The sequence below is a fragment of the Herbiconiux sp. J20-20 genome (genome assembly GCF_057365085.1).
Map to the genome: position 1 here is coordinate 1,185,764 of NZ_CP195122.1, position 12,762 is coordinate 1,198,525.

12 protein-coding genes and 1 tRNA gene are annotated in these 12,762 nt (G+C 70.6%); 4 read left to right on the forward strand and 9 right to left on the reverse strand.

Features of this window, described 5'->3' with window-relative positions; translation table 11 throughout:
* Positions 1-212 precede the first annotated feature (212 nt).
* Positions 213-1,145 (forward strand): endonuclease domain-containing protein, encoded by a 933-nt coding sequence (locus ACR3ZA_RS05715; RefSeq protein WP_473661002.1) that lies wholly within the window; start codon positions 213-215, stop codon positions 1,143-1,145.
* A 189-nt stretch (positions 1,146-1,334) separates the two neighbouring features.
* On the opposite strand, the gene ACR3ZA_RS05720 is transcribed toward ACR3ZA_RS05715, so the two are convergent.
* Positions 1,335-1,796 carry an Atu1372/SO_1960 family protein gene (locus tag ACR3ZA_RS05720; RefSeq protein ID WP_473661004.1) on the reverse strand — a complete coding sequence of 154 codons (462 nt, stop codon included), beginning with the start codon at positions 1,794-1,796 and terminating at the stop codon, positions 1,335-1,337.
* Positions 1,793-1,960, reverse strand: a complete 168-nt coding sequence (sp36, locus tag ACR3ZA_RS05725) for a Sp36 family protein (protein WP_473551615.1) — start codon at positions 1,958-1,960, stop codon at positions 1,793-1,795. The genes ACR3ZA_RS05720 and sp36 overlap by 4 nt, the downstream gene beginning before the upstream one ends.
* A gap of 53 nt (positions 1,961-2,013) precedes the next feature.
* Between sp36 and ACR3ZA_RS05730 the strand changes: the two genes are divergently transcribed.
* From ACR3ZA_RS05730 to ACR3ZA_RS05740, 3 genes are all read left to right on the forward strand, one after another.
* Complete coding sequence (locus ACR3ZA_RS05730) at positions 2,014-4,581, forward strand: transglycosylase domain-containing protein (protein WP_473661006.1); 2,568 nt, start codon at positions 2,014-2,016, stop codon at positions 4,579-4,581.
* Positions 4,578-5,546, forward strand: a complete 969-nt coding sequence (locus tag ACR3ZA_RS05735; protein WP_473661009.1) for a metallophosphoesterase — start codon at positions 4,578-4,580, stop codon at positions 5,544-5,546. Before ACR3ZA_RS05730 ends, ACR3ZA_RS05735 begins: the two co-directional genes overlap by 4 nt.
* 29 nt (positions 5,547-5,575) lie before the next feature.
* Positions 5,576-5,652, forward strand: a tRNA-Pro gene (locus ACR3ZA_RS05740).
* A gap of 71 nt (positions 5,653-5,723) precedes the next feature.
* Here ACR3ZA_RS05740 and ACR3ZA_RS05745 read toward each other — a convergent pair.
* From ACR3ZA_RS05745 to ACR3ZA_RS05775, 7 genes are all read right to left on the reverse strand, one after another.
* Complete coding sequence (locus tag ACR3ZA_RS05745; RefSeq protein ID WP_473661011.1) at positions 5,724-6,392, reverse strand: thymidine kinase; 669 nt, start codon at positions 6,390-6,392, stop codon at positions 5,724-5,726.
* A complete protein-coding gene (locus ACR3ZA_RS05750) occupies positions 6,393-7,064 on the reverse strand; it encodes a helix-turn-helix transcriptional regulator (RefSeq protein ID WP_473661013.1) in 672 nt (223 codons plus the stop codon).
* Positions 7,065-7,137: 73 nt separating this feature from the next.
* Positions 7,138-7,665, reverse strand: a complete 528-nt coding sequence (locus ACR3ZA_RS05755) for a hypothetical protein (protein WP_473661015.1) — start codon at positions 7,663-7,665, stop codon at positions 7,138-7,140.
* A gap of 177 nt (positions 7,666-7,842) precedes the next feature.
* The gene (locus tag ACR3ZA_RS05760; protein WP_473661017.1) at positions 7,843-9,720 is read right to left on the reverse strand and encodes a DUF4012 domain-containing protein; all 1,878 of its coding nucleotides are present in this window, start codon (positions 9,718-9,720) and stop codon (positions 7,843-7,845) included.
* A complete protein-coding gene (locus tag ACR3ZA_RS05765; RefSeq protein ID WP_473661018.1) occupies positions 9,713-10,708 on the reverse strand; it encodes a hypothetical protein in 996 nt (331 codons plus the stop codon). The genes ACR3ZA_RS05760 and ACR3ZA_RS05765 overlap by 8 nt, the downstream gene beginning before the upstream one ends.
* Before the next feature lie 15 nt (positions 10,709-10,723).
* Positions 10,724-11,323 (reverse strand): arsenate reductase/protein-tyrosine-phosphatase family protein, encoded by a 600-nt coding sequence (locus ACR3ZA_RS05770; protein WP_473661020.1) that lies wholly within the window; start codon positions 11,321-11,323, stop codon positions 10,724-10,726.
* Complete coding sequence (locus ACR3ZA_RS05775; protein WP_473661022.1) at positions 11,316-12,731, reverse strand: polysaccharide biosynthesis tyrosine autokinase; 1,416 nt, start codon at positions 12,729-12,731, stop codon at positions 11,316-11,318. Before ACR3ZA_RS05775 ends, ACR3ZA_RS05770 begins: the two co-directional genes overlap by 8 nt.
* Between the last annotated feature and the right edge of the window lie 31 nt (positions 12,732-12,762).

A 12,762-nucleotide genomic window follows, 5' to 3' on the forward strand; every position in this document is an offset into this window, starting at 1 on the left:
CCCGCAGCCCCCGTGTTTTCGGGCCCAAGTCAGGCGCAGAGGGTGTTTTCTCCGGAGAAGCGTCGCACTGAGGGCGGGGCGGCGGCCGAAGGCGCCACCGCGGCGAGCACCCATCCGGGCGGTCGCATCCTCCCCGGCGCGCCGCACACGCCCAGATCCACCGGCCGAGCCGCGTCAGCCCGCGGGCCGCACGCCAGCGCCAGCGTGGATGCGTGGCCTCCCCGATCCCCCGCCGCGACGCCGGCGCCGCTGCCCGCACCATCGGACCGATCGTCCTGCGTCAGCAGCTCCTCGACGCGGGGTGCTCACCGCGCCAGATCGCGGCGGCCGCGCATCGCGGCACACTGATCCGACTGCGCCGCGCCAACTACGCGACACCGGATGCGCCGCTCGACGCCCGCATCGCCGTCACCCTCGGCGGGCGCCTCGGCTCGCTCTCGGCCGCCCGCAGCTACGGAATGTGGGTGGGGCTCGACCACGGTATCCACGTGAGCTGGCCTGCACACGGAAACGTGGCAGTGCCCGGGAAGCAACTCCCCTACCCCGGCCCGCTCGAGGTCGACGGGAATCCGATCGTGCCCTACTGGACCCTCCTGCGCGACACGATCGAGCCGCCGAGCTCGGTATGGCGTGAGTCGGTTGAGCAGACGCTCGCGCAGGTTCTCGTGCGGGCCGATCGTGCGACCGCGGTCGCCTGCGCCGACAGCGCGCTGCACCGCGGGCTGATCGACGCATCCGCGTTGCGCTTCGTCATCGGACGGCTCCCGAGGGCCGCACGCGAGCTGGAGCCGTTCATCGACGGACGCGCCGATTCGGGGCTCGAGTCGATCGTGCGCCTGTGGCTACGGGAGCGCGGCGTGCCGGTGCTCGTCCATCCGCACGTCGAGGGCGTGGGCGAGGTCGACCTGCTGGTCGGCACGTCGCTGATCATCGAGACGGATGGGGCGGCGACGCACGCGACACAGGCCGGATTCGTGGAGGACCGCCGCCGCGACAACGCCTCGGCGCAGCGCGGCTACCTCACCGCGCGACTGAGCTCGCGGCTCGTCATGCACGACTGGCCCGCCTGCGTGGCTCAGATCGAGACGCACCTGTGGCGCGGGGATCACACCCGACCCGTCTCAGGCTTCGTGATTCCGGGCTGAGCGCGGGGCACGTCGGGGCGCGCCCGCCCCGCGCATCCGCACGCTCGCAGTGTGTCGTTTCTCCGGAGAAAATGCCCTGCGCGCGCGATTCAGGCCCGGAAACACGGGGGCTGCCGGCGAAACCTCCGGAGAAACGACACACTCAGGGCGCAGCGAGGGGCCGCGCGGCGCAGCGCGGGGCCGCGCGGCCTAGTGGAACTCGAGGACGAGCTCGACCTCGACGGGCGAGTCGAGCGGCAGCACGGCCACCCCGACCGCGCTCCGCACGTGCTGGCCGGCCTCACCGAAGACCTCGCCGAGCAGCTGCGACGCGCCGTTGGCGACGGCGGGCTGGCCGGTGAAGTCGGGGGTGGATGCCACGAACACGACCGCCTTGACGACGCGCGTGACACGGTCGAGCGATCCGATCGCGTCTTCGGCCGCGGCGAGCGCGTTGAGGGCGCAGATGCGGGCGTAGCCGGCGGCGTCCTCGGGCGTGACCTCGCCGCCGACCTTGCCGGTCGCGGGGAGCGCCCCGTCGATGAAGGGAAGCTGCCCCGCGGTGTAGACGAGATCGCCGGAGACGATCGAGGGAATGTAGGCGGCGACGGGCTTCGCGACGGCGGGCAGGGTCAGGCCGAGCTCGGCCAGACGCGCGGCAACGGCGCTCACGCGGAGGCCTCCGAGGCGACCGGGCGCTTCAGGTAGGCCACGAGTCCGCCTTCGGGACCTGTCACCACCTGCACGAGCTCCCAGCCCTCGCTGCCCCAGTTGTTGAGGATGGCGGCGGTGTTGTGGATCATGAGCGGTGTGGTCAGGTATTCCCACCTGGTCATCTTTGTGCTTCCGTTCAGCTTGAAGTTCGGAGTCGTCCCGTACCCTAAAGACTATGCCTGCCCAGAATCTGACGGCTGGCGGGGTGCTCGGTGCGATCTTCGGAACGCTTGGCCTGAGCGCGCTCGCCGGACTGCTTGTGACCGTCATGGTCGCCCCTGCCATCGCCGTGACCGGCGTCACCGCCAGCAGCACGATCGGGATCTTCGACAGTCTTCCCGACTACATCGAGCTCGACGAGGGTTCGCAGCAGAACCAGATCGTCGCGATCAACAACAGCGGCGAGATGGTCAACATCGCCACGGTGTTCTACCAGAACCGTGAGCAGATCAGCCTCGACGAGATGAGCCCGTACCTCGAGCAGGCGGCCATCGCCGGTGAGGACCGCCGCTTCTACGACCACGGCGGCGTCGACCTGCCGTCGGTCATCCGTGCGGCGCTCGGCCAGGCCACCGGGGCGGATGCGGGTGGCGCCTCAACGCTGACGATGCAGACGGTGCGCAACATCATCGTCAACCAGATCGTCAACAACCCCGACTACGACATCGACACGCAGAACGAGCTGATCGCGGAAGCGCTCGACCCGTCGATCGACCGCAAGCTGCGCGAGATGAAGCTCGCCATCGGGCTGGAGCAGCGGTACACGAAGGAAGAGATCCTCACCGGATACCTGAACATCGCCGGCTTCGGCGGCAACACCTACGGCGTGCAGGCCGCCTCCGAGCAGTACTTCTCGAAGAGCGCTGCCGACCTGACGATCGCCGAGGCGGCGAGCCTCATCGCGATCGTGCAGTACCCGAACGCCCGCAGCCTGGCGACGCCCGACAACTACGCGGCGAACCAGGAGCGCCGCGACGTGATTCTGACGGCGATGCACGAGGAGGGCTACATCACCCTCGAGGAGCGCGACGAGGCTCTCGCGATTCCGGTGGATGAGGAGTTCGTCAACTATTCGGCGCCGAAGAACGGCTGCCTCGCGGCGAAGACGCAGTACCGCTTCGCCTGCGACTACGCGACGCGCCAGGTCGAGTCGCTGGCGAGCCTCGGCACCACCGAGGAAGAGCGCGCCGAGAACTGGAAGCAGGGCGGCTACACGCTCGTGCTCACGATCAACCCGAGCCTGTCGAAGACCGCCAACTCGACGGTGAAGAAGTACGCTCCGGCCGATGAGGATCGGTTCGAGCTGGGTGCCGCCGTGTCGAGCGTCGAGGTCGGCACCGGCCGCATCATCGTGATGGCGCAGAACAAGACCTTCGACAACACGCTGGACGGCGGCGGCGATTCGACCACCGCGGTCAACTTCAACACCGATCTCGCGGGCGGTGGCGGCAGCGGCTTCCAGCCGGGGTCGACGTACAAGCCGTACGTGCTGCTGGCGTTCCTGGATGCCGGCCACGGCGTGAATGAGGCCTTCGACGCCGGCATCACCGAGTTCAACTACGCCGAGTTCTTCGACTCGAACATCGGCGGCACCTACGGCGGCACGACCTTCAAGGTGAAGAACGACGCGGGCGAGAAGGGGTCGTACACGGTGGTGCGCGGTACCGCCGAGTCGGTCAACTCGGTCTTCATGCAGATGGCGGCCGATGTCGACCAGGCCCGCATCGCGGAGCTGGCCGCCTCGATCGGCGTGCACCGCGGCGACGGCGCGGCGGATGGCACCGACCTGGCGACGAACCCGTCGTGCGCGATCGGCGGCTGCGAGAACAACATCGCGCCGCTGACGCAGGCCGCCGCCTACGCGGCGATCGCGAACGAGGGCGTGTACTGCGAGCCGATCATCATCGACGCGGTCATCCAGCCGGACGGCACCGAGGTGCAGGGGCAGCCGCAGGTCTGCGGCCAGTCGCTGGTCTCGCCCGAGGTCGCCAACACGGCCGCGTATGCGATGGCGACGGTGATGACGGGCACCGCGCGCGCCTCGAACCCGTACGACGGCACCCCGTACATCGGCAAGACCGGAACGACGGATGCCTCGGTGCACACCTGGATGGTCGGCACCTCGACCCGCGTCGCGACCGCCGTCTGGGTCGGCAACATCGTGGGCACCCAGGCGCTGCGAAGCATCTATGTCAACGGCATCAGCGCGTCCGTCTTGCGCCACTCGATCTTCCTGCCGATCGCGCTGGAGATCGACAAGCTGTTCCCCGGTTCGGCGTTCGCCGATCCGGACCCGGGACTGCTGACCGGCAACCCGGTCGAGATCCCCGAGGGTCTCATCGGCGGCACGCCCCAGGCGGCGAAGTCGGCGATCGAGCTCGTGGAGCTGCGCTACAAGGACGCTGGCGAGGTCGACTCCGATCTGCCCGAGGGCACGGTCGCGAAGGTCTCGCCGAGCGAGGGCTCGTCGGTGCCGCGTGGCACCGAGGTGAAGGTCTACACCTCGAACGGCAAGTCGGCGGTGGTCCCCGACGTCTCGACGCAGGGCTACGACTACGCGACCGCTGAGACGGCGATGATCGACGCCGGCTTTACCAACGTGGTGGAGGCATGTGTCGTCGCCACGGTGGATGATCCGCCCGCCTCGGTCGGCACCGTTGTCGCGCAGAACCCGGCGGCGGGTTCGGTGAAGAACAAGAACTCGGCGATCACCCTGACGGTTCGAAAAGTCGCCTGCCCGTGAGTGCTGAGCTTCGCCGCGTCGGCGCCGGAATCGGCGCCGTCGCGGCGCTCGGCGCCGCGGCGTTCGCCTACGGCGCCCTCGTCGAGCGGGTGCGCTGGACGGTGCGCGAGGAGACGCTGCCGATTCTGGCGCGCGGCTCGCGCCCGATCACGATCCTGCACCTGAGCGACCTGCATCTGGCACCGTGGCAGCGCTCGAAGATCGACTTCGTGCGCTCGCTGGCGCGCGTGGAGCCCGACCTCATTGTCAACACGGGCGACAACCTGGGTCACCCGGACGCGATCCCGGCGGTGGCGGAGGCCTTGGAGCCGTTCCGCGACGTGCCGGGTGTCTTCGTGCACGGCTCGAACGACTATGTCGGCCCGACGTTCAAGAACCCGTTCCGCTACTTCAGCGGCCCGTCGAAGGCGCACCACGACGGCCTGAAGCTCGACACCGCCGCTTTGGAGCACCTGTTCGTCGAAGGCCACGGCTGGTCGGACCTGAACAACCGCGCCGCGGCGATCGAGCTGAGGGGAACCGCGTTCGAGTTCGTGGGCACGGCGGATGCGCACCGCGGCTGGGACGACCTGGGGTCGATTCCGGCGAACCTGGAGGCGGTGCGCGAGAACGTGGAGTGGACCGACAACGTGGCGCTGCCGCCGCTGACGGTCGGCGTCACGCACGCCCCCTACCAGCGGGTCCTCGATGACTTCGTCACGGAGGGCGCCTCGCTGATCTTCGCCGGGCACACCCACGGCGGCCAGGTGCGGGTGCCGGGCATGCCGGCGCTGGTCACGAACTGCGACATTCCGCGCGAGCAGGCGCAGGGCCTGAGCGTCTGGCGGCACGCGCGCGGCGCGGCGCTGCTGAACGTGTCGGCGGGCCTGGGCACCTCGATCTACGCACCGGTGCGCTTCGCGTGCCCGCCGGAGGCCGTTGTGCTGACCTTGACCGAGATGCCCGCAGAAATCGGCTATCCTTGACAGGTTGCCGTTCGCGGCAAGTGCATCACCGGGGTATGGCGCAGCTTGGTAGCGCGCGTCGTTCGGGACGACGAGGCCGCAGGTTCAAATCCTGTTACCCCGACCAGAACAGGAACGGCCGTCCGAGAGGGCGGCCGTTTCGCGTATCCGGATGCGGTGCGCGTGACGCGCGCCCGCTCAGGCGAAGTCGGCGTCGGGCCCGCTGGTGTAGCTGAAGTCGATGCGGGGCCGCCAGCCGCGGTTGAGCGTGCCGCCGCTCTCGTCGAGGTAGCAGGCGCCGCACAGCGACTCGTAGACGACCTCGGCGCCGTCTTCGATGGCGACCTGGTCGCCGTCGAACACGAAGTCGCCGTTGATGGTGCGCGCGTTGAACACGGCCTTGCGTCCGCAGCGGCAGATGGTCTTCAGCTCTTCGAGCGAGTGCGCGACCTCGAGCAGTCGGCGACTGCCGGGGAAGGCGACGGTCTGGAAGTCGGTGCGGATGCCGTAGGCGAGCACCGGGACGTCCTGCTGGATGGCGATCCGCAGCAGGTCGTCCACCTGCTGCTCGTCGAGGAACTGGGCTTCGTCGACGAGCAGGCAGCTGAGGTCGTGCCCGCTCTCGCGCACCAACCGCGCGCGCTCGGCGACGAACAGCGCCGCGAGGTCGGCGCCGGGGCCGATGGTGAAGTCGACGGGGCGCGCGACGCCGAGGCGCGAGACGATCGAGTTCTCACCTTTGGAGTCGATGGCGGGCTTGGCCAGCAGCACCCGCTGCCCGCGCTCTTCGTAGTTGTAGGCCGCCTGCAGGAGCGCGGTGCTCTTGCCGCTGTTCATCGCCCCGTAGCGGAAGTAGAGCTTCGCCACCTACTCCTCCAGAATCCCGTCTTCCGTCGCACGACGGATCAGTTCGATCTTCTTGCTGGCCGGCCGACCGACTTTGGCGTACTTCTCGCGCACGCGGCGCAGGTAGGTCTTGGCCGTCTCGTACTGCACGTTCATCTCGCGCCCGACCTCGATGGTCGACAGCCCGCTGCAGTACAGCTTGAGCGCCTGCGTCTCGCCGGGGCTGAGCTTGGGGCGCTGGGCGCGCTGCAGCGCATCCTGGTGCCATTCGGCGGCGATCCCGGGTTGGGCGCCGGCGAGGGCGCGCACGGCGTCGGGGAGCTGTTCGCGGGTGACGACCTCGGTCGCCCCGGCGGTCTTCCAGCGCTCGGCGCTGGCGCCGTCGAGGTCGCGGGTGACGGCGATGACGCGGGCACTGGCGGCGCGGCTGGCGCGCACGCGTGCCTCGACGGACGGGGTCGCGCTCTCGTCGTCGGCGTCGAAGACGACGGCCTGGGTGGGGAAGGCCTCATGCGAGACGGTCTCCATCCAGGTTCCGACCGAGACGGCGACGGTTTCGGCGAGCCCGGCGAGCTCAAGAGCTTGCTCCAGTTCGGCACGGAACTCCGCATCTGCGGCGACGAGGCCGAGGGTCGGAACGCGCGAGAACCGTGCAGAGTCGGTCGTCGTCGGCTGCGCCTCGCCTGGTGTCACCTTTTCAGCATAGAGGCCGACGCCGGGCGGCGAGTGACTCGCGGCCCGGCGTCGGTCAGGTCAGGGGCGCGCGTTACGCGTCGATGCTCTCTTGCTGGCGGCTGTGGCGGACGACTGCGAGCATGACCACGAGCGCGAAGCCGAGCATGACGAGCCCGCCGCCGAACCAGAGGAACGGCACCAGGTTGACGCCGGTCTCGGGCAGCGCGTCGCCGGGGGCGGCGGCCGCTTCGGCGGTCATCGTGAAGGAGTCGCTGAACGCGGGAGCGCCGGCGACGGGGGCGCTCGGGTTGTTGGAGATGCCGACGGTGTAGCTGCCGGCGGTGGGGAAGCTGATGCTGATGCTGACGGCGCCCGAGCTGGACGTGTAGGCGCGGGTGACGAGGCCGGCGAGCACGGCGTCGCCGGGGCCGTTGACGCTGACGAGGATGCCGTCGGGCTCGTCGTCGTATTCGCTCGGCAGGTTCTGCAGGGTGAGCGTGGTGCTCGTGCCCGGCGTGACGGTGGTGGGGCCGCTCGGTTCGCCGTAGGCGTGCGCAGCAACGGGGGTCAGGGTCGCCACGCCGATGAGGGCGGCAGCTGCGATCAGTTTCTTGAACATGGTGGGTAACCTGCCTCAGTGGTGCCCGGGGGGTCGAGCGTGCGAAGGGTGCGGTGTGTGCTTCTCCAGGACGCCGTCGGGTCGGACGCAGTTCCAGATGCGAATCACGCTACTGATCGGGAAACCCGACAACAACTCATTCGAAGTAAAATTCATGTTACAGGTGCTGAGCGTTAATCAGTAATCGGCGAGCGCCGGCGCCGCAGCACGCGCGCTGATGCCCGGCTCCCCCGTCGGCGCCGCCGGGCAGGCGAGCAGGTGGTTCAGCGACACCGGCACGTCGAATGCCGTCGGCGTGTGCTCGAGGTCGACGGCGAGCGGGGCGTTCGCGGGCGCGAGCACCAGGTAGCGCAGCTGGGTGCTCTGCCCCGGCTCGAGGGTCACCGTCACGCCCGCCATCGGCACCCCGTCGAGGGTGCTCAGGATGCGCGGCGACGAGACGCCGTCGATCTGCACGTCGAAGATGTCGCTGCCGGCCGGGGCCGCGATGAACGTCGTCGTCTGGATCTGGCCCTTGGTGAGGCCGAGGCCGTGGCGCGTGCCGGTGACGTAGTCGGGAAGGCTGCTGGCGGCATCCGCCGGGGCGGTCGAGGTCAGCGTGACGCTCACCTCGACGTAGGGGCGATCGTCGTTGCGGCACTCCACCGAGGCGGTGCGGATCGCGGTGTCGAGGTAGTAGCTCATCTTCGACTCGGTGTTGTCGTGGAAGTACACGCCGAAGCCGCTGCGCTCGTCGGTGGATGACACCGGGGCGCCGTCGAGTCCGCTCAGCTCGATGATCGCCTGCTCGCTCGGGTCGGCGCTCCACACCAGGATCCGCCGCTCCCCCGCCGACTCGGCGAGCGCGCCGATGAGGGCGCGAGCGTCGGTGTCGCCGTGGAGGATCTGGTGGAACACCGCCGCCGCCGCGCTCGCGAAGAAGGCATCCTGCTCGCGCGGCTCTGCGTAGCGCGCGTAGACCTCGCTGAGCAGGAACGGCACGACGTTGGTCTCGTCGAGCGTGACCCCGTCGCCGACGTCGATCGGACCGGTCACCGCGAGCACGTGCGCGAGGGCAACCGGATCGACGGAGATGACGCCGTCGACGGTGGTTGCCGCCACGTCGCTCCACATCTCGCGCGCGAGCTCGCCGGTGCGGGCGAAGTCGGGGGTCGCGGTGACGTTCTGCATGTACAGGCCGAGGTTGTCGCCGAACAGGGTGCGCTCTTCGTCGGTGAGGCTCGGCAGCACCACCTCTTCCGAGACGGGGAAGGCGCCCGACTGGTCGCTCAGTCGCAGGGTGCCGTCGGCGGCGGTGATCACGGCGAGCGCACCGGGGATGCCTCCCGCCGCGCGCAGCTCGGCGTTGTTCTGCACGAGCAGCAGATATTCGCGCTCCCCGTCGCCGCCCAGCATGCTCGGCAGGATCTGGGCCGCCCCGGCGGCCGCCGCGACGAGCTCATCGGTCTCGGTGATGAGGTCGGTGAGCTGGCGCACCGCGATCCCGAGCTGCGGGATGGTGCCCTCGGTGGGGATCGATTCAGCGGCCGCGGCGGCATCGGTCATGACGTCGGCCGCGGCGGCGAGCTGCGGCTGCACGGCGACGAGCGGCGCGAGGTCGAGGCGGCCGTCACGCGGGGCGAAGTCGCTGACTTCGAGGTTCGCGCCCAGGTCGGCGAGCGGCGGCAGCGCGTCGCGGGCCACGGTGTCGACGACCGCGGCCGCCTCACGGAACGAAGTGAGGTTGACGCCGATCAGCGGCACCGCCTCGAGGGCCCGCCAGACGGGGTCGGAGGTGAGCGCGGCCGCCTGCGCGGTGCGCTCCCGCACCTCGTCGAGGTCGGCCGCCACACCGTCGGCGTCGCCGTCGATGATCGCTTCGCGCGCGTGCTGCACGAGCGGCACCGCTCCGAGCAGCGCCTCGCGCGCCAGCAGGGCACGGATGCCGACCCACAGCGTGACGGCGACCAGGATCGCGAGCACGATCGCCACGATCCAGCGCCAGCGGTGCGAGGGCTGGCGGGTGATCCGACGGCGCCGGCGCTCCGCTGCGCCGTGCTCTCGGGTGCTAGTCATCGGCGGGCTCCTCGCTCGGTGCGGGGGTGGTGGAGGGGGTCGCGCTCGATGCCTCGAGCCAGTCGGCCGGCCAGTCGGCGAGTCCGTCGGGGCTGACCGCGACGGTGTCGCCCGCCCACAGCCAGACGGCGTCGCCCGCGAGGGCGAGCGCGAGCGGAGTGCTCTCGGCGAGCCCGGCGAGGCAGACGCCGGGGGTGACCCCGGCATCGGCGGCGCGCACGTCGATCAGCTGCACTCCGTCGCAGCCGTCGGCGCGCGAGGCCGCGATCAGATACCCGCTAGCGGTTCCGGTGATGGCGAGGGCGACGACGTCGAGCGAGGGTCTCTGCCAGGTGACGGCGCCATCGGCGGTGACGAGCAGCTGCCCGTCGGAGCAGACGACGGCGGCCTCGGCGGAGCCCTGCACGTCGAACCCGGCGATCGTGCACGGGGCGGTGAACGCGGCGTTGCCGTTGGTGATGGTGACGCCGTCGACATCGACGAACGGCACGCTCGGCGTCTCGTCTTCGAACCGCCAGAACTCGCCGCCGGTGTACGAGGCGGCGTAGCCGAGGGCGCAGTCGTCGGTGCTGGCGGTGACCGCCCAGAGGATCGAGCGGTCGAGCAGCGAGGGATCGAGCGCGGGCACCGCCGCGCTGTCGAGCTGGGCGAAGCTGTAGGCCCGCCAGGTCTGCCCGGCATCCGCGGTGACTTCGATGCTGGCGACGTCGCCGGGCTCGCACCAGGCGTCGCTCGTGCGCCACGCGCTCGTCTCGTCGAGCGGCACCAGGTAGCGCGCGAGGTGACCGAGGTCGGGCAGCGGGGCGGGCGGCGCCGGCGCCGGCGTCTCGGTGAACTCGGGGATGGGCAGCGGGGTCGCGAGCGAGCTGACCGGCTGGGCACGGGTGGTGGCCATGACGACCAGCACGGCGGCGATCGCGGCGACGACCACGAGTCCGAGGATGGCGGCCCAGCGGGAGTCGGGGCGGGGGGCGCGAGCGGGGGACATCGCACGAACCATCGACTACCGCCTCCGGCTCTCGGCGAGGGCCGCCGCGATGCTCGCCAGGTGGGCGTCGATGCGCGCCACGGCGGCGCGATGCGCCTCGTCGGTGCCGCCGCGCGGATCGGGCACGTCCTCCTGGGCGGGGTCGTCGAACGGCGGCACGAAGCCGCGGTGGCTGGCGACGCGATCCACCAGCACGGGCAGGGCGATGGGGCCCTCCTCGCCGGGTTCGCGGTCGAAGCCTTGGGCGACGACGTCGTCGAGCAGGCGCGCGAACTCGGCGAGCGTGAAGACGCGGCGGCTGGCGGCGGGCACCAGGGCCACCACGTCGCGGCGGTGCTCGCGCGCGGCGGTCAGCACCAGGGCGGCGCCCTCCACCATGACCGCATCGAGGGCGCGGGCCCGGTGGGCGCTCTCACTCACCCCGGCGGCGCGCGCCGTCGCCGGGTCGAGCTCTTCGCCGACCGGGGCGCCGAGTCCGGCGCTCTCGACCCGCCACGGCTCCCCCGCGCTCGCTGCCAGCTCGGCCAGTCGCTGCTCCATGATGGGCGAGCGGCAGACGTTGCCGGTGCAGACCGCGAGGATCCGGTGCGGTGGTGCGCTCGCCCGCTCAGCCACGACTCGGGGAGGGGTCGGTGGCCTGCGCCGGCTCGGTGCTGCCGTAGCCGTATCCGTAGCGGCCGTAGCCGTAGCGGCCGTAGCCGTAGGCATCCGGGCCCTTGGTGGGCAGCATCGTCAGCACGATGCCGCTGAGCTTGGCACCCACATTCGCCAGCGTCGCGACCGAGGCCTCGAGCTCGCCGCGGCGGGCACGCCCGGCGGCGACGACGAAGATCGCGCCGCGCACCAGCCGGGCCAGCACCGCCGCGTCGGTGACGGGCAGCAGCGGCGGGGCGTCGATCAGCACGACGTCGAAGTCGGCGCCGAGGCGCTCGATGAGGCTGGCCATCGCCTGCGAGCCGAGCAGCTCGCTCGGGTTCGGCGGTGTCGAGCCGGCGGGCAGCACGTACAGGCTGCCGCGACCCCAGCGCTGCAGCGCGTGCTTGAGGTCGACACGGCCGATGAGCACGTCGGTGAGCCCGACGGCGCCTTCGATGCCGAGGTAGTCGGCGAGCTGCGGGCGCCGCAGGTCGGCGTCGACGACGAGCACGCGCGCGTTGGACTGCGCGATGGCGATCGCGAGGTTGGCGACCGTGGTCGATTTGCCTTCGGCCTGCATCGACGAGGTGACCACGAAGGTGCGGGCGCCGCCTTCGACGTCGAGGAACTGCAGGTTGGTGCGCAGCATGCGGAACGCTTCGGCGCGCGGGCTGGAGGGCTCAATGTGCACGACGAGCGGACGCTTCGGCGCCGACTTGTCGTAGGCGATGCCGCCGATGATGGGGGTGTCGGTGACGAGTTCGACGTCGCGCTCACCCCGGATGCGGGTGTCGAGCACCTCGATCAGCACCGCCAGCCCGAGCCCGAGCGCCAGCCCCAGCAGCGCACCGAGGGCGAGGTTGAGCCGCGTGTTGGGCGAGATCGGCTCGGTCGGCACGACCGCCGACTGCAGGATCGACACGGTGATCGGCGACGGGTCGCCGTTGGCGGGCCGGTTGATCTCGACGATCTGCTCGCGCGCGCTCGCGGTGACGGCGTTGGCGATGCTCGCCGCCTCGTTCGGGTCGGCGCGGGTGACCGAGATGGCGATGTTGACGGTGTCGAGCGGTGCCGTGGCGGTGACGTCGTCGGCCAGTTCGGCCGCGCTGATGTCGAGGCCGAGGTCTTGGATCACCGGGTCGAGCACGCGCGGGGTGGTGATCGCCTCCGCATACGACTTGACCTGCTGCTGCACGAAGCTGTTGCCCTGCGCGAGCTCGTTGACGGCGCCGGTCGACTGCACGGCGATGAAGATCTTGGTGCTCGCCTGGTACTGCGGGGTCGCGAGGATCGTCGCCCCGGCCCCGCCGGAGACTCCGGCAAGCGTGAGGATGAGGATGAGCACCCATCTCTTGCGCAGAATCCGCAGATAGTCGCGCAGTTCCATGTCTCTCCAGGGGGATCAGTAGGCGGTCGGT

Excerpts from the sequence above, each read along its gene's own strand:
- sp36 (WP_473551615.1), bottom strand. The coding sequence starts at position 1,960 with ATGACCAGGTGGGAATACCTGACCACACCGCTCATGATCCACAACACC.
- ACR3ZA_RS05730 (WP_473661006.1), top strand. The coding sequence starts at position 2,014 with ATGCCTGCCCAGAATCTGACGGCTGGCGGGGTGCTCGGTGCGATCTTC.
- ACR3ZA_RS05755 (WP_473661015.1), bottom strand. The coding sequence starts at position 7,665 with ATGTTCAAGAAACTGATCGCAGCTGCCGCCCTCATCGGCGTGGCGACC.
- ACR3ZA_RS05760 (WP_473661017.1), bottom strand. The coding sequence starts at position 9,720 with ATGACTAGCACCCGAGAGCACGGCGCAGCGGAGCGCCGGCGCCGTCGG.
- ACR3ZA_RS05765 (WP_473661018.1), bottom strand. The coding sequence starts at position 10,708 with ATGTCCCCCGCTCGCGCCCCCCGCCCCGACTCCCGCTGGGCCGCCATC.
- ACR3ZA_RS05775 (WP_473661022.1), bottom strand. The coding sequence starts at position 12,731 with ATGGAACTGCGCGACTATCTGCGGATTCTGCGCAAGAGATGGGTGCTC.